This is a genomic window from Ruicaihuangia caeni (genome assembly GCF_029952955.1).
Lineage (GTDB): Bacteria > Actinomycetota > Actinomycetes > Actinomycetales > Microbacteriaceae > Ruicaihuangia > Ruicaihuangia caeni.
Genome location: NZ_JASATX010000002.1, coordinates 385238 through 408112, shown reverse-complemented (window position 1 = coordinate 408112; position 22875 = coordinate 385238). Strand labels below are relative to the sequence as shown.

Annotated in this window: 22 protein-coding genes; 9 read left to right on the top strand and 13 right to left on the bottom strand. The window is 66.3% G+C overall.

The annotated features are described in order from the left end of the window. Position 1: 1 nt before the first annotated feature. The 3 genes from pstC to pstB all read left to right on the top strand — a co-directional run bounded on the left by pstC (position 2) and on the right by pstB (position 2907). The gene (gene pstC / locus QF206_RS07020; protein WP_281488495.1) at positions 2-955 is read left to right on the top strand and encodes a phosphate ABC transporter permease subunit PstC; all 954 of its coding nucleotides are present in this window, start codon (positions 2-4) and stop codon (positions 953-955) included. Next, on the top strand, positions 952-2064 hold the full coding sequence (pstA, locus tag QF206_RS07015) for a phosphate ABC transporter permease PstA (protein WP_422785371.1): 1113 nt from the start codon (positions 952-954) through the stop codon (positions 2062-2064). Before pstC ends, pstA begins: the two co-directional genes overlap by 4 nt. 63 nt (positions 2065-2127) lie before the next feature. After that, positions 2128-2907 carry a phosphate ABC transporter ATP-binding protein PstB gene (pstB, locus tag QF206_RS07010; protein ID WP_281488493.1) on the top strand — a complete coding sequence of 260 codons (780 nt, stop codon included), beginning with the start codon at positions 2128-2130 and terminating at the stop codon, positions 2905-2907. A 449-nt stretch (positions 2908-3356) separates the two neighbouring features. Here the strand turns inward: pstB and QF206_RS07005 are convergent, their stop codons facing one another. Beyond that, positions 3357-3986: a DNA-directed RNA polymerase subunit beta gene (locus QF206_RS07005; protein ID WP_281488492.1), complete on the bottom strand. Its 630-nt coding sequence runs from the start codon at positions 3984-3986 to the stop codon at positions 3357-3359. 156 nt (positions 3987-4142) lie between these two features. Here QF206_RS07005 and QF206_RS07000 point away from each other — a divergent pair, with 156 nt between their 5' ends. After that, entirely contained in the window at positions 4143-5546 is a 1404-nt protein-coding gene (locus tag QF206_RS07000) for a CoA-binding protein (RefSeq protein WP_281488491.1), read from the top strand. A gap of 42 nt (positions 5547-5588) precedes the next feature. On the opposite strand, the gene QF206_RS06995 is transcribed toward QF206_RS07000, so the two are convergent. Next, the gene (locus tag QF206_RS06995) at positions 5589-6245 is read right to left on the bottom strand and encodes a TetR/AcrR family transcriptional regulator (protein ID WP_281488490.1); all 657 of its coding nucleotides are present in this window, start codon (positions 6243-6245) and stop codon (positions 5589-5591) included. A 143-nt stretch (positions 6246-6388) separates the two neighbouring features. Between QF206_RS06995 and QF206_RS06990 the strand changes: the two genes are divergently transcribed. From QF206_RS06990 to QF206_RS06975, 4 genes are all read left to right on the top strand, one after another. After that, positions 6389-7168 carry an enoyl-CoA hydratase/isomerase family protein gene (locus QF206_RS06990; protein ID WP_281488489.1) on the top strand — a complete coding sequence of 260 codons (780 nt, stop codon included), beginning with the start codon at positions 6389-6391 and terminating at the stop codon, positions 7166-7168. 8 nt (positions 7169-7176) lie between these two features. Next, the gene (locus QF206_RS06985; protein ID WP_281488488.1) at positions 7177-8055 is read left to right on the top strand and encodes a 3-hydroxyacyl-CoA dehydrogenase family protein; all 879 of its coding nucleotides are present in this window, start codon (positions 7177-7179) and stop codon (positions 8053-8055) included. Between the two features lie 76 nt (positions 8056-8131). Continuing rightward, positions 8132-9307 (top strand): acyl-CoA dehydrogenase family protein, encoded by a 1176-nt coding sequence (locus QF206_RS06980; RefSeq protein WP_281488487.1) that lies wholly within the window; start codon positions 8132-8134, stop codon positions 9305-9307. A gap of 49 nt (positions 9308-9356) precedes the next feature. Next, on the top strand, positions 9357-10154 hold the full coding sequence (locus tag QF206_RS06975) for an enoyl-CoA hydratase/isomerase family protein (RefSeq protein WP_281488486.1): 798 nt from the start codon (positions 9357-9359) through the stop codon (positions 10152-10154). Positions 10155-10180: 26 nt separating this feature from the next. On the opposite strand, the gene QF206_RS06970 is transcribed toward QF206_RS06975, so the two are convergent. Beyond that, positions 10181-11230 carry an MBL fold metallo-hydrolase gene (locus tag QF206_RS06970; RefSeq protein WP_281488485.1) on the bottom strand — a complete coding sequence of 350 codons (1050 nt, stop codon included), beginning with the start codon at positions 11228-11230 and terminating at the stop codon, positions 10181-10183. Positions 11231-11410: 180 nt separating this feature from the next. On the opposite strand from QF206_RS06970, the gene QF206_RS06965 reads away from it, so the two are divergent. After that, the gene (locus QF206_RS06965; RefSeq protein WP_281488484.1) at positions 11411-12709 is read left to right on the top strand and encodes an MFS transporter; all 1299 of its coding nucleotides are present in this window, start codon (positions 11411-11413) and stop codon (positions 12707-12709) included. A 7-nt stretch (positions 12710-12716) separates the two neighbouring features. Here QF206_RS06965 and QF206_RS06960 read toward each other — a convergent pair whose 3' ends face one another. From QF206_RS06960 to QF206_RS06915, 10 genes are all read right to left on the bottom strand, one after another. Beyond that, positions 12717-13331, bottom strand: a complete 615-nt coding sequence (locus QF206_RS06960) for a flavin reductase family protein (RefSeq protein ID WP_281488483.1) — start codon at positions 13329-13331, stop codon at positions 12717-12719. A gap of 22 nt (positions 13332-13353) precedes the next feature. After that, complete coding sequence (locus QF206_RS06955; protein WP_281488482.1) at positions 13354-14274, bottom strand: cytochrome b/b6 domain-containing protein; 921 nt, start codon at positions 14272-14274, stop codon at positions 13354-13356. A 16-nt stretch (positions 14275-14290) separates the two neighbouring features. Next, positions 14291-15259 carry an electron transfer flavoprotein subunit alpha/FixB family protein gene (locus QF206_RS06950; RefSeq protein ID WP_281488481.1) on the bottom strand — a complete coding sequence of 323 codons (969 nt, stop codon included), beginning with the start codon at positions 15257-15259 and terminating at the stop codon, positions 14291-14293. A 16-nt stretch (positions 15260-15275) separates the two neighbouring features. Then, the gene (locus QF206_RS06945) at positions 15276-16055 is read right to left on the bottom strand and encodes an electron transfer flavoprotein subunit beta/FixA family protein (RefSeq protein WP_281488480.1); all 780 of its coding nucleotides are present in this window, start codon (positions 16053-16055) and stop codon (positions 15276-15278) included. A gap of 67 nt (positions 16056-16122) precedes the next feature. Further along, positions 16123-16908 carry an SDR family NAD(P)-dependent oxidoreductase gene (locus tag QF206_RS06940; RefSeq protein ID WP_281488479.1) on the bottom strand — a complete coding sequence of 262 codons (786 nt, stop codon included), beginning with the start codon at positions 16906-16908 and terminating at the stop codon, positions 16123-16125. Continuing rightward, positions 16908-17702, bottom strand: a complete 795-nt coding sequence (locus QF206_RS06935; protein ID WP_281488478.1) for an enoyl-CoA hydratase/isomerase family protein — start codon at positions 17700-17702, stop codon at positions 16908-16910. Before QF206_RS06935 ends, QF206_RS06940 begins: the two co-directional genes overlap by 1 nt. A gap of 28 nt (positions 17703-17730) precedes the next feature. Next, entirely contained in the window at positions 17731-18783 is a 1053-nt protein-coding gene (locus tag QF206_RS06930) for an acyl-CoA dehydrogenase family protein (protein ID WP_281488477.1), read from the bottom strand. Then, positions 18780-19955 (bottom strand): acyl-CoA dehydrogenase family protein, encoded by a 1176-nt coding sequence (locus tag QF206_RS06925; RefSeq protein WP_281488476.1) that lies wholly within the window; start codon positions 19953-19955, stop codon positions 18780-18782. Before QF206_RS06925 ends, QF206_RS06930 begins: the two co-directional genes overlap by 4 nt. Further along, positions 19952-22048 carry an acetate--CoA ligase family protein gene (locus tag QF206_RS06920; RefSeq protein ID WP_281488475.1) on the bottom strand — a complete coding sequence of 699 codons (2097 nt, stop codon included), beginning with the start codon at positions 22046-22048 and terminating at the stop codon, positions 19952-19954. The genes QF206_RS06925 and QF206_RS06920 overlap by 4 nt, the downstream gene beginning before the upstream one ends. 58 nt (positions 22049-22106) lie before the next feature. Beyond that, positions 22107-22862, bottom strand: a complete 756-nt coding sequence (locus QF206_RS06915) for an SDR family NAD(P)-dependent oxidoreductase (protein WP_281488474.1) — start codon at positions 22860-22862, stop codon at positions 22107-22109. Positions 22863-22875 lie beyond the last annotated feature (13 nt).

Genomic DNA, 22875 nt, shown 5'->3' with positions numbered 1-22875 from the left:
GATGACTTCCGCACCGGCCAGACCAGCCCGCATCACGGCGAAGAAGCGTCTCGGCGACCGCCTCTTCTCGGGCGGTGCGACCACTGCGGGAGCGCTCATTCTCGCCATGCTCGCCGCCGTGGCGAGCTTCCTCGTGCTGCAGGGCGTGCCCGCGGTCACTGCCGACCCGCGCGACATGTCGATCCTCGCCGGCCACGAGAACTTCTGGACCTACGTCTGGCCTCTGATCTTCGGCACGCTTTGGTCGGCCGCACTCGCACTCCTCATGGCGGTGCCGCTCTCGATCGGCATCGCGCTCTTCATCTCGCACTACGCGCCGCGCCGCATCGCACAGGGACTCGGCTACATCATCGATCTGCTCGCCGCGGTGCCCTCGGTCGTATTCGGCCTGTGGGGCGCCAACACCCTCGCGCCCGCCGTGCAGCCGTTCTACACGTGGCTCAACGACAACCTCGGGTGGTTCCCGCTGTTCAGCGGCCAGGTGTCAGGAACAGGGCGCACGATCCTGACCGCGTCCATCGTGCTGGCGGTCATGGTCCTCCCGATCATCACCGCGCTCTGCCGTGAGATCTTCATGCAGACGCCAGTGCTGCACGAAGAGGCCGCGCTGGCCCTCGGCGCGACCCGGTGGGAGATGATCCGCATGACCGTGCTGCCGTTCGGGCGCTCGGGCATCATCTCGGCGACCATGCTCGGCCTCGGCCGGGCGTTGGGCGAGACGATGGCGGTCGCGATGGTGCTCTCCTCCGCCGGAGTCGTCACGTTCCAGGTGCTCACCTCCACCAACCCGAGCACGATCGCTGCCAACATCGCTCTGAGCTTCCCCGAGGCATACGGGCTGAACGTGAACGTGCTGATCGCCACCGGCCTCATGCTCTTCGCGATCACGCTCGTCGTGAACTCGATCGCCCGCTGGGTCGTGAACCGGCGCAAGGAATTCTCGGGAGCGAACTGATGACGACGACGCAGACCCGGACGGATGCCGCCCACAGCTCTGGGAACGGGCTCGAGAACGCGTACGCCCACGGCCGCCTCGGCAGACGAGTGCCGTGGCTGGTGCTCGGCGCCACCATGCTGCTCTCGATCGTGGCGTTCGCGCTGCTCGCCGCGGCCGGCAGCACCGACGGATTCAACATCGTCGGGGCGATCATGGTGGGAGCGCTCGGCTACGGCGTGGTGATCTTCATCACCTCGTTGCTGGTGGAGGGCATGCGGCAGGCGAAGGACCGTCTGGTGACCGCGCTCGTCACCACCGCCTTCATCATCGCGCTCCTGCCACTGATCTCGTTGCTCTACACGGTGGTCGTGAACGGCCTGCCCCGTTTCGACGTCGAGTTCTTCACCTGGTCGATGCGCAGCGTCGTCGGCGAAGGCGGCGGCGCCGTGCACGCCATCGTGGGCACTCTGCTCATGACGCTCACCGCTGCTGTCATCTCGGTGCCCATCGGCCTGATGACTTCGATCTACCTCGTCGAGTACAGCCGCGGCGGCCCGTTGTCTCGCGCCATCAACTTCTTCGTCGACGTGATGACCGGCATCCCGTCGATCGTCGCCGGTCTGTTCGCGTACGCGGTGTTCGCGCTGATCTTCGGTCCCGGCATCCGACTGGGAATAGCAGGCGCGATCGCGCTGGCGGTGCTCATGATCCCGGTCGTCGTGCGCTCCAGTGAAGACATGCTCAAGCTCGTGCCGAATGAACTGCGTGAGGCTTCATACGCGCTCGGTGTGCCGAAATGGCTCACCGTGCTGAAGATCGTGCTGCCGACCGCGATGGCCGGTATCACCACCGGTGTCATGCTCGCGATCGCGCGCGTGATCGGCGAGAGCGCGCCGCTGCTGGTGGCGGCCGGCTTCACCGCCAACCTCAACTACGACCTCTTCGACGGTCGGATGCAGAGCCTGCCACTGTTCGTGTACAACTCGTACATCGCCCAGGGCACCGACGCGCAGGCCTACCTCGACCGAGCCTGGGCCGGCGCGCTGACCCTCATCCTCATCGTGATGGCGCTCAACCTGCTGGCGCGCCTCATCGCCAAGATCTTCTCGCCCAAGAAGGGCAGATAGCCTGACCTCGTCACCGCGACGGCCAATGCCCGCGCGGTGCTGAACGCAAGCAAAGGAACCCTGTTGTCAAAGCGCATCGAAGTGAACGACCTCGACGTCTACTACGGCGACTTCAAGGCCGTCGAGGGCGTGACCCTGACGGTCGAGCCCCGCAGTGTGACCGCGTTCATCGGCCCGTCCGGATGCGGGAAGTCGACGTTCCTGCGCACCCTCAATCGCATGCATGAGGTGATCCCCGGAGCGCGCGTCGATGGTGAGGTGCTGATCGACGGCAGCAACCTGTACGGTCCCGGGGTCGACCCGGTGCTCGTGCGCCGGCAGGTGGGCATGGTGTTCCAGCGGCCGAACCCCTTCCCCACGATGTCGATCCGCGAGAACGTGCTCGCCGGCGTGCGGCTCAACAACCGCAAGATGGCCAAGTCGGAGGCTGACGACCTCGTCGAGAAGTCGCTGCAGGGCGCGAACCTGTGGAACGAGGTCAAGGATCGCCTCGACCGTCCGGGCTCGGGGCTCTCGGGCGGGCAGCAGCAGCGCCTGTGCATCGCGCGCGCGATCGCAGTATCGCCCGACGTGCTGCTGATGGATGAGCCGTGTTCGGCCCTCGACCCGATCTCGACCCTCGCGATCGAAGACCTCATCGAGCAGCTGAAGAACGACTACACGATCGTCATCGTCACCCACAACATGCAGCAGGCATCGCGCGTCTCGGACCGCACCGCGTTCTTCAACATCGCGGGCACCGGTAAGCCGGGCAAGCTCATCGAGTTCGACGACACCGACGTGATCTTTTCGAACCCGAAGGTGCAGGCGACGGAGGACTACGTCTCCGGCAAGTTCGGGTAGGCCCGGCCCCGGGCTCACTGGTCGGATCGGCGTTGAGCCTGCTTGGCTGCGCTCGACTCACGGCCTCATGGCTTCGTTCAGCGGCGCTCCGCGAGCAGCCCTCGTGAGAACCCCCGGCCACGGAAGCGGAACGTCGAGTCGTCGCTGACCGACGGCATCCGCTCGGATGAAGTCTGTGCCCGACCGCAGAACGCCTCTCGGCGCGAGGCCGCTCGAAGCGGCTAGTTTTGGAGCCCGGGGTTACTGCGGCCGGACCCGTCGAGTGTACGCGCCGCTTCTCAGTGCCTCAAGTTGCACGGATGCCGCTGGGCCCCCTCTGAGCGAATGCCCAGCCGCGCCTCGCGTGCGGCCCCGCTCACTCGCATCAGCTATCTGTTCGACCCCGGCCATCGTGCAACACAGCACCCAACAACCGCCGTGCAGCCGCCCGTGCCCCGCGGCGACAGCCATCAGTCGAGACTGCCCTTGCGCCAGAGCCGTGCGCAATCTGCCAACTCGAGCGCGGTCGACGAGTACCGCAGGCCGCGCTGCGTGAGCGCGCTCGCCCGCTGAGGGTTCACCAGTTCCTGGTCGTCGGCGATGCTCGTGGCGCCGGCGCTCATCAGCCGGCAGAACGACACCGCCCGGTCCAGCGCCACCCCGAAGTCGCCGGTGAACACTCCCCGGAGGATGCGGTCGGCGAGCTCTGCGATCTCGGCCGGTCCGGTGGGCTGCTGCGCTCCGGCGACCGCCGCGTCGATGGTGCCGAGCACTTCAGTGCCCCGCTGGAACTGCACGCTCGCGTGCTCCGGGTCTTGGCGAACCGCCGCTCGCAACAGATACAGCCGCCACAAGGCGCCGGGCAACGTCGTGGCACTCGTGCGAGCCCACAGCTCGGCGAGCGCGTCGATCCCGTGCTCGTCGGTGTAGGCCACGACGCGATCGATGATCGCCGGATCTGCGCCGTTGCGCACACGGTCGAGCAAGGCGTTCGCCGTGTCGTGCGCGACACGCAGCGTCTCCGCAGGGTCTTCCGCGCCCTGGTACGCCTCGAAGCGGTCGCCTGGCAGCTTCGTCGGCCGGTGGAATCGCTCGCTCACCGTTCAAGGGTAGGCGCGTACGCTCCGGGGTGGCTGGGTCCCTGTTCGGTTGGCGTCGTCTAACCTACCGATGTTCGACCTCGTCAGCGCCGTCGCGGCGAGGACCACCGTCGGTTCGGCCGGCACTCACGATGCTGAAGGCTGTGTGGCTTTGCGATGACTGGAGAAGACGAGACTCCTCCGCAACCGGGCGCCATCGTGGCGCGGCTTCTTGAACCCCGAAGCATCGCGCTCGTCGGAGCGTCGGATGACCTCCGCAAGCCGGGCGCACGCGTACTCCGGAACATCACCACGCACGGGTACAGCGGGGAGGTGTTCCCAATCAATCCCAAGCACACCCAGGTCCTCGGGCTTCGTGCACACTCCTCGGTGGAAGCGCTCCCGCGGGTTCCCGACCTGGTCATCCTCGCCGTTCCAGTCCCGGCGGCAATCCTCGCGCTGCGACAATGTGCAGCACGCGGCGCAGACATGGTCATCATGCTCGGCGCGCTCGCACTCGACGACCGAGCGCACCGCGACGAGCTGAACGCGGTGCTGCGCAAGCATTCCTCGCTCCGAATGCTCGGTCCGAGCAGTTTGGGCGTACACAGTGCGCGCTCGCAGCTCGCGGCGAGCTTCATGACCGCGACCGATGAGGAGTCGTTCCAATTCGCGTCATCGGGCGTGTTCATCGTCTCGCAGAGCGGCGGCGTGGGAGCGTACCTTTTCTCGGCCGCTCACGCAGCGGGTTTGCCAATCGGCGACTTCATCAGCACCGGTGCTGAGTTCAGCCTCACCTTCGCGGATCTGCTCCGCAGTGTCGTCGACCGCTATGCACCGCGACTGATCTTCGCCTACATCGAGGGGGCCGCCGATGCGCACGACTTCGTCGCAGCTCTCGAGCACGCTCGGGCCAAAGCCGTACCGGTTGTGATCCTTCGGGCCGGAACGACGCCCGAGGGGCGCAACGCCATCGCCAGGCACAGCGGGCTTCCTCCGTGGGACGATGAGGCCTGGCATGACAGCGTGGCCGGGACCGGAGCAGTCACCTGTTCCACCATCGAACAGGCCATTGACACCGGACGCGCGATCACGCACCCAAAGCGGCCCCGTGGCGATCGGGTCTCGATCGTTGCGGCCGCTGGCGGTGCCGCAATCTTGATGACCGACGCCGCCATCGCCAGCGGGCTCCGGCTCGCCCGGTGGACCGATTCAGAACGACGCGAACTCGCTGAGCTGTTGCCGCACCACGCGATCGTGGACAACCCGATCGACGCCACGGGAGCGATCTTCGCCCGCCTCTCTACACTGCGGGCGGTGCTGCAGCGATGTATCGCGCACGTGGGAACCGACATCGTGGTGTTCACGCTCGGGAACATGCCGCACGTTGACGAACGGCTGTTTCAGGAGATCGCGGCGATCTCCGCGGAGGCGCGAAAACTCGTCGCGGTCATCTGGGCGGGAGGCTCGTCGGACGCGGTGCGCCGACTCGCCGAGCACGGAGTCCTCGCCTTCGACGATCCCGTTCGCGCCGCGCAGTCGATCAGCACAATTCTCGTAAGGCAGCCCACGCTCGCCTGACCAAGACCGCTTGCGTCCATCGCCCGCGCTGGCAGCCCGAGGTCAGTCGAAGTCGTCTGGATCCATGTCGGCACGGGATGGGTTGTTCGTGCCGAAGACGAACAGCTGCCAGAGCTCCTTCGCGACCGGCCGCACCTCCTCGGGCTTGAGCCGTGAATGCGCCCGCGATGCCCAGTTGCAGACGCCGAACAGCGAGAATGCCACTGTTCTCGTGTCGCAAGCCGGGATGACCCCGAGCTCGATATCGCGGCGGAACGACTCCTCCACCAGATGCCGGTAATGTCGACGATTCTCGCGCATCTCGAGCCGCCGATCAGCGCTCAGTTCGCGCTGGTGCTCGAAGAACGAGAGCAGCATGCCGGGGTTCTCCGCGGTCACCTGAAGCTGTTCGAGGATGACCTCGTAAACGACTCTCGTCGACGAAACGCCGCGTTCCACGCGCGCCTGCTGCGACTCGATCAGCGGCATGATGTATTGCAGGTGGAGATCGAAAAGGATCTCCTCCTTGCTCCGGAAATAGTGATAGAGCGTGGGTTTCGCGATCCCAGCCACATCGGCGATCCGGTCCATGGTCGCGCTGTGGTATCCCATCTCACGGAACAGCTCGCTTGCGAGGCGAACGATTTCGCGCCGGCGCACTTGGCCCACGGGTCGCGTGCGGGGACCGACCGCTGGCGTCTCCGGCTCATTGTTCGTCATTCCCTGAGTGTTCCGTTCTTCTCAACCGATCGCAACGCAGGGCGCTTGACCCCAACAGGCCCATCCGGCACTATACCGGTATCGACCGACTAATCGGTCGGCGCACCAGGGAGAGCCCTCCCTCATCGCTGCTCGGAGGTCGAGTGAGAGAGTTCCAAACGCTGCAGACGGTGACGGATGCCGGCATCCTCCTCGTGACAATCAACCGCCCCGCTGCGAGGAATGCGCTTGATCAGCTTGCTCAGCGCGAACTCCGCGAACTGCTGCGCACGGCGTCCGATGACGACGAGGTGCGAGGTCTCGTGATCACCGGCGCGGGCGATGCTGCGTTCGTCTCCGGCGCTGATATCGGCGAACTTCGCGACCGGGACCTGCTGAGCGGGCTGCGCGGGGACGCGCAGCAACTCTTCAGCGAGGTTCAAGCGTTCGAGAAGCCTACCGTCGCAGCCATCAACGGGCATGCGCTCGGCGGAGGATGCGAGCTCGCGCTGGCCTGTGATCTGCGAATCGCAGTCGAACACGCGAAGATCGGGCTGCCAGAAGTGGGCCTGGGGATCATTCCAGGGGCGGGCGGCACACAGCGTCTGGCGCGTCATATCGGCGTCGGACGCGCGGTCGACATGATCCTTACCGGACGACTTCTCTCGGCCGACGAAGCCAGGGATGCCGGGCTCGTGAGCGATGTCGTGCCGCGTGATCGCCTGCTCGCGCGCTCGACCGAAATCATGCGGGGCATCCTGTCGAAGGCGCCTCTGGCTGTGCGGCTCGCGAAGCTGGTCACTCGCTCGGCGCTCGACGTCGATGAACGCACGGGCCTGATGATCGAACGCTTGGCGCAGGCGCTGCTCTACACGACCGACGACAAGCGCGAGGGCACGACCGCGTTCATGGAGCGCCGGAAGCCCGGGTTCAGCGGAAGGTGACCGTGCCCATGAAGAACATCCTGGTCGTCGGCGCCGGCGCGATGGGCGTGCAGATCGCGGTGCTGTGTGCCCTGCGCGGGCTGCACGTGACGCTCGCGGAGCTTGACGACGACACGCGAGAGACGGCGCGCCCGCGCGCGGCCGCCATCATCGGCAAGCACGTCGACAAGGGACGTGCGACGCGACCCGAAGCGAGTGCGGCGCTTGAACGACTTGAGTTCATCGCTCGCCTCGATGAGGTGACCGACATCGACCTGGCCATCGAGGCCGTGACCGAGGACCGCGAGGTCAAGCGGCGCGTGCTAGCGGAGCTCGAGCCGGCGCTTCCGGCCGATGCCCTGCTCGCGTCGAACTCGTCGAGCTTCGTGCCCTCTTCGCTCGCGACCGATCTCGACGACCGAAGCCGCTTCCTGAACATCCACTTCTTCAACCCGGTGCTCTCGATGCGATGCGTCGAGATCATCGCTGCGCCCGAGACCTCCCCCGGCGCTGTTCACCGAGCGACCCGGTTCGTCGAGTCGCTCGACAAGCTTCCGGTGATCGTGAAGAAGGAGATTCCGGGTTTCGTCGCGAACCGCATCCTGAACGCAGTTCGAGACGAGGCCATCCGGCTGCTGGAAGGGGGCTATGCCGATGTTGAATCCATCGATCTCGCCTGCCGTCACGCGCTCGGGTACCCGATGGGACCGTTCGAGCTCATGGACCTCACGGGTATCGACATCGGCTATCTCACCAAGAAGGCCCGCTTCGAAGAAACAGGCGATCCTGCCGACGCCCCATCCCGCACCGTGACCGCGCTCGTGGAACAGGGAACGCTGGGTCGCAAGACCGGCCAGGGGTTCTATCACTACGACACTGACTCGCGCAGAGGAGCGCCCGCGCTCTAGACAGCACCACGAGACCCACCATCGAGACAGCACCAACGAGACATTGCGATTGACCATTCGCAGAAAGGAGCCGGCCATGGCCCCGGCATCCCTGATCGACACCGACTCGAAATTCGACCCAGACGATCTCGAACTCCGGGATGCGGTGCGGTCGTTCTGTGACAACAGGTTCCGCCCCGGCGTCAGCGAGTGGTACGAGACGGGCGAGTTCCCGGTGCGTGAGGCCGCACGCGAACTGGGCGGTCTCGGCGTGCTCGGCATGCATCTCACGGGATACGGGTGCGCTGGCTCGAGCGCCATGGCCTACGGACTGGCGTGCCTTGAGCTCGAGGCGGTCGACTCAGGTCTGCGATCGCTCGTGTCGGTGCAGGGTTCCCTGGCGATGTTCGCCATTTGGAAGTGGGGCAGCGAAGAGCAGAAGGCGCATTGGCTGCCGCGCATGGCCCGCGGAGAGGCGATCGGATGTTTCGGGCTGACCGAACCCGACTTCGGATCGAATCCGGGCGGCATGCGAACATTCGCGCGCAGGGACGGCGACGATTGGGTGCTGAACGGCAACAAGATGTGGATCACCAACGGCTCGGTCGCGGACGTCGCGATCGTCTGGGCACAGACATCGCCGCAAGGTGACGCGTCCGGCATCAGAGGGTTTGTCGTCCCCACCGACACCGCGGGATTCTCGGCGCCCCAGATCAAACACAAGCTCTCGCTGCGCGCGTCGGTGACCAGCGAGCTTGTGCTCGACGAGGTGCGCCTGCCAGCCGCGGCTGTGCTGCCCGGTGCAGCAGGGCTCCGGGGCCCACTGACGTGCCTGAACGAGGCGCGGTTCGGCATCGTGTTCGGCGCGCTCGGCGCCGCGCGCGACTGTCTTGAGACGACGATCCGCTACTCACGAGAACGCGAGGTGTTCGGCCGACCGCTCGCCGGCTACCAGCTCACGCAGGCCAAACTCGCCGATATGACCCTCGAACTCGAGAAGGGCATGCTGCTGGCGATCCGTCTCGGCGAACTCAAAGACGGCGGCGGGCTCAAGCCCGAGCAGATCAGTCTCGGCAAGCTCAACAGCACGCGCGAGGCACTGGAGATCGCACGCGGCTGTCGAACCATCCTCGGCGCGGCGGGCATCACCGGCGAGTTCCCGGTGATGCGTCATGCGAACAATCTTGAGTCAGTACTCACGTATGAAGGCACCTCCGAAATCCACCAGCTCTCGATCGCGCGGGCGATCACGGGGCATGCCGCATTCAATTGAGCCGGCCCCACGCAACTGTGCGAGACGCAACCGGACGAGAGGAGCGGCGATGACCGGGCAGCCGGAGTCGCGTGGAATCCTCGTGAGAGATCACCACGATATCCGCGTGATCACTCTCCAATTCCCGGAGCGGCGGAACGCGCTCGACCTACCGGCAAGAGTCGAGTTGCTGCACGCTCTGCGCGCGGCCGAACTCCAAGCACGCGCAATCGTGCTGACGGGAGCGAACGGGTTCTTCAGCGCCGGAGGTGACATTCGCACGATGAGCGACGACCCGATCGAGGCAGGCGAACGCCTGGACGTGCTCGCTGCGATCGCGCAGCAAATCGTGCATAGCTCCACGCCCGTCGTCGCCGCCGTGGAAGGCGGCGCCTACGGCATGGGACTCTCGCTGGTGTCCGGCGCCACCTACGTCGTCGGCGCCCGGAGCGCGCGCTTCGAAGCATCGTTCGGGAAGATTGGGCTGGCTCCCGACACAGGCCTGACCTGGACCCTTCCTCGACGCATCGGACCAGCCAAGGCCCGCCGGATGATGCTCACCCTGCTCACACTCACCGGACAGACCGCGCTCGAGGCGGGACTCGTCGACGAACTCGTCGACGACGGCGACGCTCTGGGGCGCGCCATGGACGTGGCAGGAACACTCTCACGGCTCTCGGCACCGATGGTGGCGGGTGTCTCGCGTCTGCTGGCACACGAAGCGGGATCGCTTGCGGAGGCCGCCGCAGCGGAAGGTCGCGTGCAGAGCGAATTGCTGCGTTCGCGCGAGTCGATCGATCTGCGAGCACGGTTCCTCGAAGGGACCGTCAAGACGCGTCGAGCCACGGCGGGCGCCGAGCCGAACTGAGCTCGAGCCGACGGCATCCGAGCAGATCACATCGCCGCTAGGGCACGGCCCGTGCGCCGCCACTCCTCCTCAAGCGCGCCTGCGGCACGAATGGACCACTCGATGGTCGGCGTGCTTGCGACGCGGACGACGGCACCGATCGCTTCCAGGTAGTACAGGTGCGAGAGCACCTCGCCGAGGGCCGCGCGGCGCTGCAGTCCCGAGATTCCGCTCCACGGGCGCGACCATGAGAGGGCTTGCGCGACGTCGTGAGTCGACTGCCGGGGCAATGCTCCGAGCGCCATTACGATCTCGTGGAGACGCGCCCGATGGTGCGCGATGAGTCCAGTCGCGCGGGCCTCCGCCCCTTGGAATGCGTATTCGTGGCCGGGCATGACCTCGCGCGAGTCCAGTGCGCGCACTCGTTCGAGCGATTGCAGGTAGTCGGCGAGCGCGGTGGTGCGGTGACCGACCATGGACGAGACGTTGGGCGTGATCCTCGGCAGAAGGTGGTCGCCAGAGAAGAGCAGGCCGCGGTTGCGGTCTTCGAAGCAAACGTGCCCAGGCGTGTGGCCCGGGGTCCAGTGCACGATGAGTTCGCCGCCGGGCACCGCGAGCACTTCGCCATCACGCAGCCAGCGCCCCACGGTCAGCGGCGTCGGCGGAGCGGGCAGCGCATCAATCGCCTCGCTCGCCGCCTCGGGCATCGCGCCGACGAGGCCGAGCCACTCCTGCACCCGGGCCTGATGCCGCTCTGGTGGCTGCGGAAGCAGCACCCGGTCAGCCGGGTGCAATGCCACGCTCGCTCCGGATCGCGCGGCGAGTCGACCGGCCAAGCCACTGTGATCACGGTGGACGTGGGTGAGGAGGATGGACTCGACCGACTCAATCTCGAGACCGATATGACCGAACGCCACCTCGAGTTGCGCCCACGATTCGGGAGTCGGCCACCCCGGGTCGATCACGGCGGCGCGCCCAGCCTGGGCATACACGTAGCAGAACGACGCACGAAGCGGGTGACGCGGCATCGGCACCCGGATCGCCCACACGCCCGGGGCGACCTCGGTGACGGCTCCCGACGACTTCGCGTGGCTCATGATGAATTCTCCAATCCGCATGCTGATCAGGGGTTCTTAGCCACGAGGGCTGCCCGACCGATCGGTCGGTCGTGCTACACTCTTCTGCATGATACGGAGGCCAGTCAAGGGAGACGCCGTGACGTACCGCTCGGGGGTGCGCTTCTCGAGGATCGCCCGGAGCTCCGCCGGCAGCACGAGATGAGTCGCGCGACCGGAGATTTTTCATGGCGCAGCCTCGCGGTTCCCGTCCTACTGCCCACACTCCTCTACGCCACTGGCGCGGGCGCGATTCTGCCGGTCGTTCCGATGTTCGCGAGCCGGCTCGGGGCATTGCTGTTCGACGACGCCTCAACCGTTCTCGCCGTCGCGGGCGTGGTCGCCTCACTGCTCATGCTCGGCGAGCTCATCGGGAACATCCCGAGCGGCTGGCTCGTGGGACGCATTGGCGAGCGCAACGCGATGATCGCCGCAGCATGCCTTTCAATCGTCGGCCTCATCGTGTGTGTGCTCGCGACGACGCCATGGCACCTCGGGGCCGGTGTGTTGCTCACCGGGCTGGCGACCTCAGTGTTCGGCCTGGCCCGCCACGCGTTCGTGGTGAGCTACGTGCCGTTCAGCCACAGGGCCCGCGCGCTCGCGACCGTGGGAGGACTGTTCCGATTCGGGTACTTCGTGGGGCCGTTCATCACGGCGGCCGTGCTCACGATGTTCGTGTCATTCGAGTCGGCGTTCTGGATCCACGTGGCGATGTGCTTCGCGTCAGCGATCGTACTGCTGTTCGTGCGCGACCCCGCGAAGGCGATGAACGACCTCGCTGAAGCGCCGGTCGCGAGAAGCCGCGGGAGCCTGTTTCGCACCATCGCCGCTCGCAGCGACGTGCTCCTGCGACTCGGCTCTGGGGCAGCAGTGATCAGCGCTCTGCGTGCCGGGAAGATGGTGGTCCTGCCGCTCTGGGGCGTGAGCATCGGCCTGCCCGACGTTGCTACGACGACGATCATCGGGATCGCCGGCGGCGTGGATTTCGCACTGTTCTATCTCGGCGGGTGGCTGATGGACCGTCACGGACGCTTGTGGAACGCGATTCCCAGTACCGTGGGCATCTCGATCACGTTCCTCCTGCTGGCCTTCACCCACGATCTGGCTGCAGCGGTTCCCTGGTTCATCGTGCTCGCAATGTTGATGTCGGTGGCCAACGGGCTGGGCAGCGGCATCATTCTCACTCTTGGCGCCGACCTCGCGGATCCGGGCGACCCCGCACCTTTCCTCGGTGCATGGCGGTTCACCGGGAGTCTCGGCAACGCAGCGGCGCCGCTCGCGATCGCGGCAGTCACTGCGGCGATCTCGCTGCCTTTCGCAGTCGCCGCGCTCGGGGTGGTCGGGTTCGCGGGCGCGGGATTGCTCGCCAGGTACATCCCCCGCTACCCTGCGACCGAGCGACCTCTGCCCTCGACGCGGAACGACAGCGCAAGCGAATCGCACCCGGATACCCAGCCGTGATGGATGCTTACCAGCGCTGGTGCTCGGCCGTGTATTCGAGCACGGTCTCGACCTTCGAGTAGTTCGGACCAGCGATGCGCGCGAGCGGTTTGAGCTCGCGAGTTTCGATCTTGCCGTCACGATAGAGCGCCGTGTCGATGTGCGCGAGAGCGACCCTGCCGATGAAGAACTCCGACGGCGAGCCGTCGAAGGTCAGCACCTGTTCGAGCCGACATTCAAGCGCGATTGGTGCGGAAGCAAGGCGCGGGGTGCGGGTGGTCACCGAGGGGCACGTCTCGAGGCCCAGCAGTTCGACCTCGCTGATGTCGGCGGGCACCTGCGCCGAACTGCGGTGCACCAGGGCAGCCTCCGACTCGTGCGCGACGTTCAGCACGAACTCGCCGTCGCGAAGGATATTCACGGCAGTGTCCTTGCGGCCTTCCGCTCGCCGCCCGATCGAGATCCCCACCAGCACTGGCGCATAGGACACCATGGTGTAGCAGCTGAACGGCGCGAGGTTGACCGCCCCGCTCACGGCAGTCGTGGTCACCCAGGCGATGGGGCGCGGCACGATCACCCCGGTCATAAGCCGGTACGCGGCGCCTGCCTCGAGCTCAGACAGGTCGATGTCGGTCATCGGCATCGCACGTGGCCTCCGCCGGCAGTCATCTTGAGACGGTTCCCATCAATTGCGCGAGCGGCCGGAGGATCAACGGTCGTGCCGCCACCCAGGCCACGACCATGACGACCACCGAGGCGGCGAAGATCCAGAATCCCAGCCACGATGCGCCATCCCGTGCTGCATACATGTGGTTGAGGTTCCGGAGCGCTCCCGTCGCGAAGACCAGCGTGATGTGGGCGATGAGGAACAGCACGAAGTACAGCATCACGGGGAAGTGCACCGCTCTCGCGAGCTCGATGGGATAAAGCCGATTGAGGCGGGCAGTCGATGCGGGCCAGGCCGCCGACATCCGGAGGCCGCTGATGATCGCGAGCGGAGCTGCGACGAATACCGTGACGAAATAGGTGAGGACTTGCAGGCTGTTGTAGTTCACCCAACCGTTCTCGAGCGGCCAGTCAAGCGAGGCATACTGAAGCCCCGCCGAGAGTGCGTTCGGAAAGACCTCCCAACTCGTCGGCACGATGCGCATCCAATGCCCTGTCGTGAACAGCATCACGATGAAGATCGCGCCGTTGACGATCCACAGCACGTCGAGCGTCTGATGGAACCAGAGGTCAAGGCTGATGCGCTTCGGCGGACGCTTGGTACGGATCAGTCCGGAGTTGTTGCGTGTCCAGTGGGCTGCCGGACGCTGTGTGGTGCGGACCGACCACCCGCTGCGGACGATGAGCACGATGAAGAACGCGTTGAAGAAGTGCTGCCACGCGAGCCAGGCTGGGATGCCGACCGGCGCCGATTCCGGAAGTGCGACGTGACCCGGGTGGGTCATGACGAAGTCGGCGACCGCGGGCAACTCCCGCAGCCAGCGGGCGAGGACGATCAGCACGGCGACGGCGACTATGGCCCCGGGAATCGCCAGGGCGAGTGTCCGCCAGCGCGGTCGTGCGACATTGGTCGATGTCATCGGTCACGCTCCATGCTCAGCGACGTGCTTCGACCTCGGCGATCAGCGCCGGCACCACCGTGAAGATGTCGCCGACGACGCCGAAGTCTGCGATCTCGAAGATCGGCGCGGTCTCGTCCTTGTTCACCGCGACGATCGTCTTCGCGGTCTGCATACCAGCGCGATGCTGGATCGCGCCCGAGATGCCAAGTGCGATATAGAGCTCGGGCGACACGCTAACCCCGGTCTGGCCGACCTGGTGATCCTGGGAGATGTAGCCGGCATCGACCGCGGCCCGGGAGGCGCCAACAGCGGCGCCTAAAGCGTCAGCGAGGCGTTCTACCAGCTCGAACCCCTCTGCAGAGCCGACCGCCCGTCCGCCCGAGACCACGCGCTCAGCGGTGCGGAGCTCGGGCCGCTCGCTGCGCCGCGCATGCTCCGTGGCCTCCGTGATCACAGCAGTCGGCACGGTGGTGTCGTCGATCTCGAGCGCGGAGGCCGAGGCGGTCACCGGCGAGGGCTGTTCGCCAGTCGATCCTTCGCGGACAGTGGCTACCGTCATCCGATCGCCTGCGGTCGATGCCGTGAGGTATGCCCCGCCGAAGACGGAGTGCTCGCCGACGACTCGCTTGCCTTCGGCGTGCAGGCCGACGATGTCGAGGAGCAGCCCTGCATCGAGCCGCACCGCGACACGCGCCGCGACATCCCGGCCACGCACCGTATTCGCTATCAGTACGGCAGTCGGATTCCGTGCTGCTGCGGCAGCGACGAGCGCCCGCACTCGCGGCTCGGCGTCAGCGGCGCCCACGGCGGCCGACTCGGCGACCAGCACCTCGGCCAGCCCGAACGCTCCGAGGCGCTCGGTGACCGATGCGCTGTCGCCGGGGGCGACGGTGACGACGCCGACCGGCGAGCCGATCGATCGGGCGTGCGCGACGAGATCTGCCAGACCGGGGCGCACGTCGCCCGATGGCGTGAGTTCGATGGAAACAAGGACGGTGGTCATCGTGTGCTCCCGAGTATCAGATGAGGCGCCGGCTGGCGAAGAAGTCGGCGAGCGCTGCAGCCGCGCTGCCATCGTCGATGATCCGTGTGCCTGCCTGGCGCGGCGGACGCTCGGCGACCGACACCACGGATACGGCCGGGTGGAGGTCGGTGAGCCCGAGGTCGGCCGCTGTGAGTACCTCGACAGGCTTCTTCTTCGCGCCGAGGATGCCCCGGAAATTCGGGAAGCGGGCGTCGGGCATCCGCTCGGTGATACTGACGACACTGGGGAACCCAAGCCGCAGCACCTCATCGACACCGTCGGCGGACCGACGGCCGACGAGGTCACCCCCGGCAGCGCCGCCTGTGAGCTCGAACGAGTCGAGCCCGGTCGCCGAGGCCACGCCCAGGCGCTCGGCGAGCATTGCGGGGAGCACTCCGCCGCGTCCGTCGGTGGATTCGTTGCCCGCAATGACGAGGTCCCATGGACGCCGCAGCAGCGCGGCCGCGATCACCCGGGAAGTGATCGTGACATCGGCGCCCTGCAGCGCGTCGTCGCGAATATGGACAGCGTCGTCCGCGCCCATCGAGAGCCCTTTGCGGAGCGCGTCGAGCGCGCCCGCCGGGCCCATCGTCAGCAGTGTCACGGTGGTGGACTTGTCGGCATCCTTCAGGGCGAGCGCGGCTTCGATCGCCCGTTCGCTGATCTCATCGATGACCGCCTCGCTCACCGCGCGGTCGACACGCCCGGTTTCCGGGTCGAGTCGGCGCTCGGACCACGTATCGGGCACCTGCTTCACCAGGGTGATGATCTTCATAGTCGGTGCGGCTCCTCTTGCTCTCTCCCGCATTCGATTGCTGACACTGCTGACGCTGCGCTCGAGTTCACGGCGCCATGAAAGCTCCACCGTTGATGTCGATCGTCGCTCCGGTGACGAACCCCGCCTCATCGCTGCACAGATAAGAGACCAGCCCCGCGACGTCGGACACGTGCCCTTCACGACCGACCGGGATACGGGCGCGAGACGCCTCCTGCACCTCGGGGGCGCTGCGCGCCGACATCGGAGTCGCGATGCGCCCAGGAGCGACGGAGTTCACCGTGATGCCGTGCTTCCCGACCTCGAGTGCAAGCGTTCGCGTCAGGCCGTTGATCCCGGTCTTCGCCACGCCGTACGGCAGGCCCGCGATCCGCGCGCCCTGCCGACCCGAGCTCGAGGAAATGTTCACCACTCTTCCCCACCCGGAAGCGATCATCGACGGCAGCACCGCACGAGTCGCCAAGAACGGACCACGCAGGTTCACCCCCATCACCAGGTCCCACTCCTCTGTGGACGTCTCGGTCGGCGAGACCCGGTACCCGTTCTCCTGCTTCGGGGAGATCGCGGCGTTGTTGACAAGGCAGTCGACTCGGCCGGTCTCCGAGATGATCGTCTGGACCGCGTCCTGGATGCGCTCCTCGGATGCGACGTCCACCGACATGGCGCGCACTCCGGGGGCCGTCGCCATCCACTCGGCGTCGGGTGAGTCGAGGACCACGTCGAGGTCCCACACGTAGACACCGAACCCGTCGTCGGCCAGGCGACGGCTGATCTCGGCCCCCATCGCCCGACCGCCCCCGGTGACGATCGCCACTCGGTCCGACGACCTGCTCCGTTCAGGTGAGCGCGACATCAGATTCCCTGGTAGACGCCGGGGCGCTTCTCCGCGCGTGCCCGGAGCGCCTCCTGGTGATCTTCCGTCCTCATCGAGATCCGCTCCCAGGCGAGCGACGCGTCGAGGACTTGGCTGTTCACCGCGCTGACGTAACGGTTGATCGCGGCTTTCGTCGCGCGGACCGCATAGGGCGGCTGCGCTGCGATCTCGCGCGCAAGCGACAGCGTCTCGCTCTCGAGCGCGTCGGCGGCGATCTGTCGATTGACCAGGCCGAGCTCGACTGCCTCGGCGGCGCTCAGCATGCGGCCGGTCATCAGAAGCTCCTTGGCTCGCAGGGGTCCAACCAGGAGGGGCCACGCGACCGCACCGCCATCTCCGGCGACGAGTCCGACGTTGACGTGCCGATCGCCGATCGTGGCGGCATCCGACATGAAAACGACATCGCAGAACAGCGCGATCGTGGCGCCGAGCCCGGCTGCTGGCCCGTTGACCATCGCGATCAGTGGCTTTTCGACGGAAAGCATGCCCGAGATCAGGTGACGTCCGCGGGAATAGACCCGCAGGGGCTCATCCTTCTTGGCATGCCTGCCGGCCATGGTCTTCGTGTCGCCCCCCGAACAGAACCCTCGACCGGCGCCGGTGAGCACGACCACATTCGTGTCGATGTCGGCATCGATGGCGTCGAACAACTCTTGCAGTTCGTGGTGCATCTCGGGGCTGACCGCGTTCAGCCGATCTGGTCGGTTCAATGTGACGACCGCTATGCCGTCACCCTCGTATCGGACATCGAGGGTTGACCCTGATTTCAGCACTGTGCTCTCCTTCGTGTCGTGAACTCACTCAGAGGCCCGGGAAGACGGCATCCGAGCCTTGCTGGTCGTCTCGCATGGCCGCTCCCAGACTGCGCAGATGGAATCCCCGCGACCCGTAAGCATGCTCGAGCAGCTTTCCTCGCTTCATCCAGAAGTGGAGCGGATGCTCCCAGGTGAAGCCGATACCGCCGTGCACCTGCAACGCAGAGTCACCGACGACTCGCGCGGCATCGCTTGCGGAGGCCTTCGCCACGCTTGCGGCGGCCGCTGCGTCGGCAAGCCCTTGGCTGCACGCGTGAGCCGCGTACCAGGCGCAAGGCCGGGAACTCTCCATGGCCACCCACGCATCGGCGATCAGATGCTTCACCGCCTGAAAGCTTCCGATTGCCCGGCCGAACTGCTCCCGGGTCTTCGCGTGGTCGACCGTCATTTCGAGCATCCGCCTCGATACGCCGTTGAGCAGTGCCGAAGCCGCCCATACCGCGCGTCCGCGCGCATCGTCGGTCGCGCCCGCGGCGAGCCGTGTGGCGTCTGAGAGCACCGAGGACTCCACGCTCACCCGGGCAAGCCTGCTGGCAGGGTCGGGCGAGTGCACCTCGACGGTCGAGAACTGACGCCGATCGAGCAGGTGGAGACAGTCATCACGCTCAAGAAGCAGCACATCGGCCTCGGCGGCGAACATGGCGCGATCACCGCCGAACATCACCGTTGACGCCGCGATGCGCTCACCGCTGATCAGTCCTGGCAGGAATGACGCCCGCTGCTCGGCGCTGCCATACCGTTCAATGATCGGCACCACGACGGCCGCGGTGTCCACGAGGGGCAATGATGCCCCCGAATAGCCGATCTCTTCGATCGCGAGCACAAGATCTTCCGGCTGCACGCCGAGCCCGCCGACCTCCTCCGACGCGAGTGCGCCGGTGAACCCGAGCGCCGCTACCTCGCCCCAGAGGGCAAGGTCGAGGCTGCCATCGCTCCACGCCGCGCGCACACGGTCAAGCCCGCAGTGCTCGTTGAAGAACTCGCGCAGGCCGGTCGCGAGCTCGACGGAAGTCTCGTCGGCACCGTACGAACCGGTCATCGCTTCTCCTTCGGCAGTCCGAGCACGCGCTCGGCGATGATGTTCTTCTGTATCTGGTTGGAGCCGGCGAAGATTCTTGTCGCTCGCGCATGCCAGTACTCGGCTTCCCAACGGCCGTATCCATCGAGCACAGCCGAGTCGTCCGACAGGGCCGAAAGGTCGTTGAGGAGTTTCATCCCGGATTCATACAGCGCGGCCTCCATCTCCGACCAGAACAACTTGTTGAGACTCGCCTCCGGCCCGAACGCACCGTTACTGCTCTCAGCCAGCGTGCGCCCGACGTGATGCCGATACTTGCTGACCTGCATCACATGGGTGCCGAGCTCCTCAAGCGCTGCACCGTCGCGGCCGGCACCGGTCGAGGTCGTCAGACTGCTGAGCGTGCGCAGAAGCGGAACGTACTTCACATACGACCTGCGCCCGATGCCCCGCTCAAGCAGCAGCGCGCCCATGGCCACGTTCCACCCGTCATCGACCGCGCCGATGGTGTTCGCGACCGGCACCTCGACGTTGTCGAAGAACACCTCGGAGAACGTGCCGCGACCGTTGATCTGGCGGATTGGTCGCACCGAGATACCCGGGGTACGCATATCGATTAGCACGGCGGAGATGCCGCGGTGCTTGGGCGCCTCGGGGTTCGTCCGCACGAGCGCAAACATCCAATCGGCGTACGTGGCGCCTGATGTCCAGATCTTCTGGCCGTTGATGATGTACCGATCGCCCTCGATCCTCGCTGCGGTGCGCAGCGAGGCGAGATCGCTACCGGCATCCGGCTCGCTGAAACCCTGGCACCATACCTGCTCGCAGCGCAGGATGGCGTCCAGCCAGCGCTGCCGCTGAGCGTCGGTGCCGTGCTCCATCAGCGTCGGCCCGACGAGCATGAGCCCCTGGATGTTGAGTCGAGGCGGTGCTCCGATCCGTTCGTACTCCTCTTGGAAGATCATCCGGTGCGCCGCTCCCATACCGCGGCCCCCGTACTCCTTGGGCCAATGGATCGCCGCGTAGCCCCCGTCGTACAGTTCGCGCTCCCACGCGCGCCTGCGGTGCAACGCCTCAGGGCCGGTGAGAGCGCCAGGCTCTGTCAGGTCGGCCGGCAGGTGCGCTTTCAGCCACCCGCGAACTTCGTCTCTCCACGTGGCCACGTCGAGCGTCGTTTCTGTGAGCGCACTCATGAGTCAGTCACTGCTCCTCTCAGGAAGGCCAGCGCGTCGACGGCGACGGCACCGTTTCCATCGGGTCGAACTATCAGAGGGTTCACGTCGAGTCCGTCAATGCGGTCGCCGATCTCGCTGATCATGGCAATCACTCGACGAATGCTGTCGACGAGCGCGTCCACGTCCCCTCGCAACCCGTTGCGGTAGCCATCGAGCAGGCGATACGCGCGTAGCCGCTGCAGTGCAGCGCGGATCGCAGCGTCGTCGAGTCGCGGAACGCGGATGACGACGTCATCGAGCAACTCAGTGATCAGCCCGCCTGACCCGACCACAAGCAGCAGTCCGAAGTCGGGGTCGCGCTTCACCCCGATCAGCATCTCGTGGCCGGATGGCACCATCCGTTGCACGGTGAATTCGATCGTCAACCCGAGTTGCCGTTCGATTCGAGCCGCCATCGCTTCGGCCTCACGGTGCACTTCGGTTCCCGAGACGAGGTCGAGCACCACGCCACCAACGTCGGACTTGTGGAGCAGTTCAGGGTGCACCGCCTTGAGCACGACGGGGAAGCCGATCCGCTCGGCGGCGGAGGCGGCTTCGTCCGCATTGGGGGCGCGTCGCTCCTCGACGACGGGAATGCCGTACAGGCCGAGCAACTCCTTGCTGGCCACCTCGTCCATCGCCCCGGCGCCGCCGCTCGCGGCGATCAGATCAAGAGCGCGCGCCCGGCGCGCCTCGTCGACCGGTTCGCTGACCGCGCGGCCGGAACCGGCCGCGTTCGGCCGCCGCGCCGCGATCGCGCGGACCGCGTCGAGCGGTTCGGCGAAGCAGGGGATGCCGCGAGCGCTGAGCACAGCGCCTGGTTTGCCGCTGCCGCCAACCCAGACGACCACGAGCGGCACGGGTGAGGTGGCGGCCTTTTCGGTGATGATCTCGACGAGCGCGTCCTCGTTGTTCTCAAGATTGCCCAGCATGAGCAGTGCGACGTCAGTGCCGGGGTGTGAGACCAGCGTGTCGAGCACCGGCGCAAGCACCTCCGGCCGGCCGCCTGCTCCAGTCATGTCGATCGGGTTGCCGAGCGCTGAGAAGTGCGGCAGCGCCTCCCCGAGCCGCTGCTGCCAGTCGGCATCCCACTCCGCCAGCGTGAGGCCGAAGCGCTCGCAGTAATCGGCCACGAGGATGCCGGCGCCGCCCGACGTCGTGGCGACGCTCAGGCGAGGACCGCGAGTGACGTGCTCGACGGCCGCGAGCTCGACGTAGTCGCCCAGTTCGCGGATAGTGTCGAGCCGGTGCACGCCATACTGCTCGAATATCGCGTCGTACGCCTTGTCGCTGCCTGCGAGCGCGCCGGTGTGCGACGCGATAGCGCGCTGCCCCGTGTCTGAGCGTCCGGCCTTCATCATGGCGATCGGCTTACCGGCGGCCTGCGCTCGCTCAAGCGCTTCGATGAACCCACGGCCATCGCGGATGCCCTCGATGTACCCCACGATGGAGGTCACTGCAGGGTCGTCGATCGACGCGTTCAGCATGTCGGTGAGCGAGACGTCCATCTCGTTGCCGGTGCTCAGCATCGAGCCGAGTCCCACGCCCTTCCCCTGGCACTGGCTGAAGATGAAGGCCCCCATCGCCCCGCTCTGCGACACCAGCGCGACCCCGCTGTTGCGGAACTGAAACCGGTCCTGATCGAGCCCGGTGTTGATGGTCGCAGCGAGGTTCACCCGCGTCGAGACGATGCCGACGCAGTTGGGCCCGAGTACGCGGGTCCTGCTGCCCGCGACGACCGCCTCGAGCTCCGCCTGCATCGCACGGCCCTCGTCGCCGATCTCGGCGAATCCGGCTGAGACGATGATGACCGAAGGGATCTCCCGTTGAACGCAGTCCTCAAGACTAGCGAGCACGTGTCTGCCAGAGGTGACGATCATCGCGAGGTCGACCCGCTCTGGAATGTCACGTACGGAGGGGAAGGACGGAAACCCCTGCACCTCATCGCGCGCAGGGTTGACCGCATAGGCACGTCCGTGGAATCCGTAGTGCCGCAGATACCTGAGCGTGCGACCTGACGCCTTACCAGGGTCGGTCGACGCACCAATCACTGCGACAGATTCAGGGGACATGAAGCCGCGATACGACTCAGCGCTCAGGGATGCTCGTCTCGGCGATCGCCGCCCCAGCTCAATAGACGGCACGGCCACCACTCAGGTCGAAGACGGCCCCGGTCGAGAAGCTGCAGCGCGACGAGGCGAGGAAACCGATGAGTTCAGCGGCCTCGTGCACTTCACCCGGCCGGCCCAGCGGAATGCGCGAGATGAGGTACTCGTGGTAGTCCTGGTCGACCTTCTGGTTGATCGGAGTGGTGAACACCGTGGGGGCGATGGCGTTGACGAGCACGCCGGTTCGGGCCAGCTCTTTGCCGAGCGACTTGGTCAAGCCGATCACCGCCGATTTTGATGATGAGTACGCCGACGATCGCGCATTGCCCTCCATCCCCGCCATGCTCGCAATATTGATGACGCGGCCATACCCGGCCTTGATGAGATGCGGCAAGACGGCCCGGCACATCAGAAATGTGCCGTCGACATTGACGCGGTAGATCTGCTTCCAGTAGTCGTACGATGTCTCCCAAAGCGGGGCCTGCGGACCAGTGATGCCGGCACTGTTCACGAGAATGCTCGCGCTGCCAGCCTCTGTGGCGATCCGCTCGGCAGTCTCAGCCACCTGCTGCTCGTCTGATACATCGCAGTGCACCGTTTCGATCTCGAGCGTGCCGACGCGCGCGGCGACGATCTCGGCAGGTGCCGTCTGGTAGTCGCGGTCGACGCTGAACACCCGCGCTCCCCGACGTGCGAAGTGCTCGACTGCGGCAGCACCGATGCCGCTGGCGCCGCCGGTCACGATCGCGACTTGGCCTGCAAATGAATCGTCTGACATTGCTTTCCCACTC

Coding starts and splice junctions, on each gene's coding strand:
- pstC (WP_281488495.1), top strand. CDS start 2: ATGACTTCCGCACCGGCCAGACCAGCCCGCATCACGGCGAAGAAGCGT.
- QF206_RS07000 (WP_281488491.1), top strand. CDS start 4,143: ATGACTGGAGAAGACGAGACTCCTCCGCAACCGGGCGCCATCGTGGCG.
- QF206_RS06995 (WP_281488490.1), bottom strand. CDS start 6,245: ATGACGAACAATGAGCCGGAGACGCCAGCGGTCGGTCCCCGCACGCGA.
- QF206_RS06985 (WP_281488488.1), top strand. CDS start 7,177: ATGAAGAACATCCTGGTCGTCGGCGCCGGCGCGATGGGCGTGCAGATC.
- QF206_RS06980 (WP_281488487.1), top strand. CDS start 8,132: ATGGCCCCGGCATCCCTGATCGACACCGACTCGAAATTCGACCCAGAC.
- QF206_RS06975 (WP_281488486.1), top strand. CDS start 9,357: ATGACCGGGCAGCCGGAGTCGCGTGGAATCCTCGTGAGAGATCACCAC.
- QF206_RS06970 (WP_281488485.1), bottom strand. CDS start 11,230: ATGAGCCACGCGAAGTCGTCGGGAGCCGTCACCGAGGTCGCCCCGGGC.
- QF206_RS06965 (WP_281488484.1), top strand. CDS start 11,411: ATGAGTCGCGCGACCGGAGATTTTTCATGGCGCAGCCTCGCGGTTCCC.
- QF206_RS06960 (WP_281488483.1), bottom strand. CDS start 13,331: ATGCCGATGACCGACATCGACCTGTCTGAGCTCGAGGCAGGCGCCGCG.
- QF206_RS06955 (WP_281488482.1), bottom strand. CDS start 14,274: ATGACATCGACCAATGTCGCACGACCGCGCTGGCGGACACTCGCCCTG.
- QF206_RS06950 (WP_281488481.1), bottom strand. CDS start 15,259: ATGACCACCGTCCTTGTTTCCATCGAACTCACGCCATCGGGCGACGTG.
- QF206_RS06945 (WP_281488480.1), bottom strand. CDS start 16,055: ATGAAGATCATCACCCTGGTGAAGCAGGTGCCCGATACGTGGTCCGAG.
- QF206_RS06940 (WP_281488479.1), bottom strand. CDS start 16,908: ATGTCGCGCTCACCTGAACGGAGCAGGTCGTCGGACCGAGTGGCGATC.
- QF206_RS06930 (WP_281488477.1), bottom strand. CDS start 18,783: ATGACCGGTTCGTACGGTGCCGACGAGACTTCCGTCGAGCTCGCGACC.
- QF206_RS06925 (WP_281488476.1), bottom strand. CDS start 19,955: ATGAGTGCGCTCACAGAAACGACGCTCGACGTGGCCACGTGGAGAGAC.
- QF206_RS06920 (WP_281488475.1), bottom strand. CDS start 22,048: ATGTCCCCTGAATCTGTCGCAGTGATTGGTGCGTCGACCGACCCTGGT.
- QF206_RS06915 (WP_281488474.1), bottom strand. CDS start 22,862: ATGTCAGACGATTCATTTGCAGGCCAAGTCGCGATCGTGACCGGCGGC.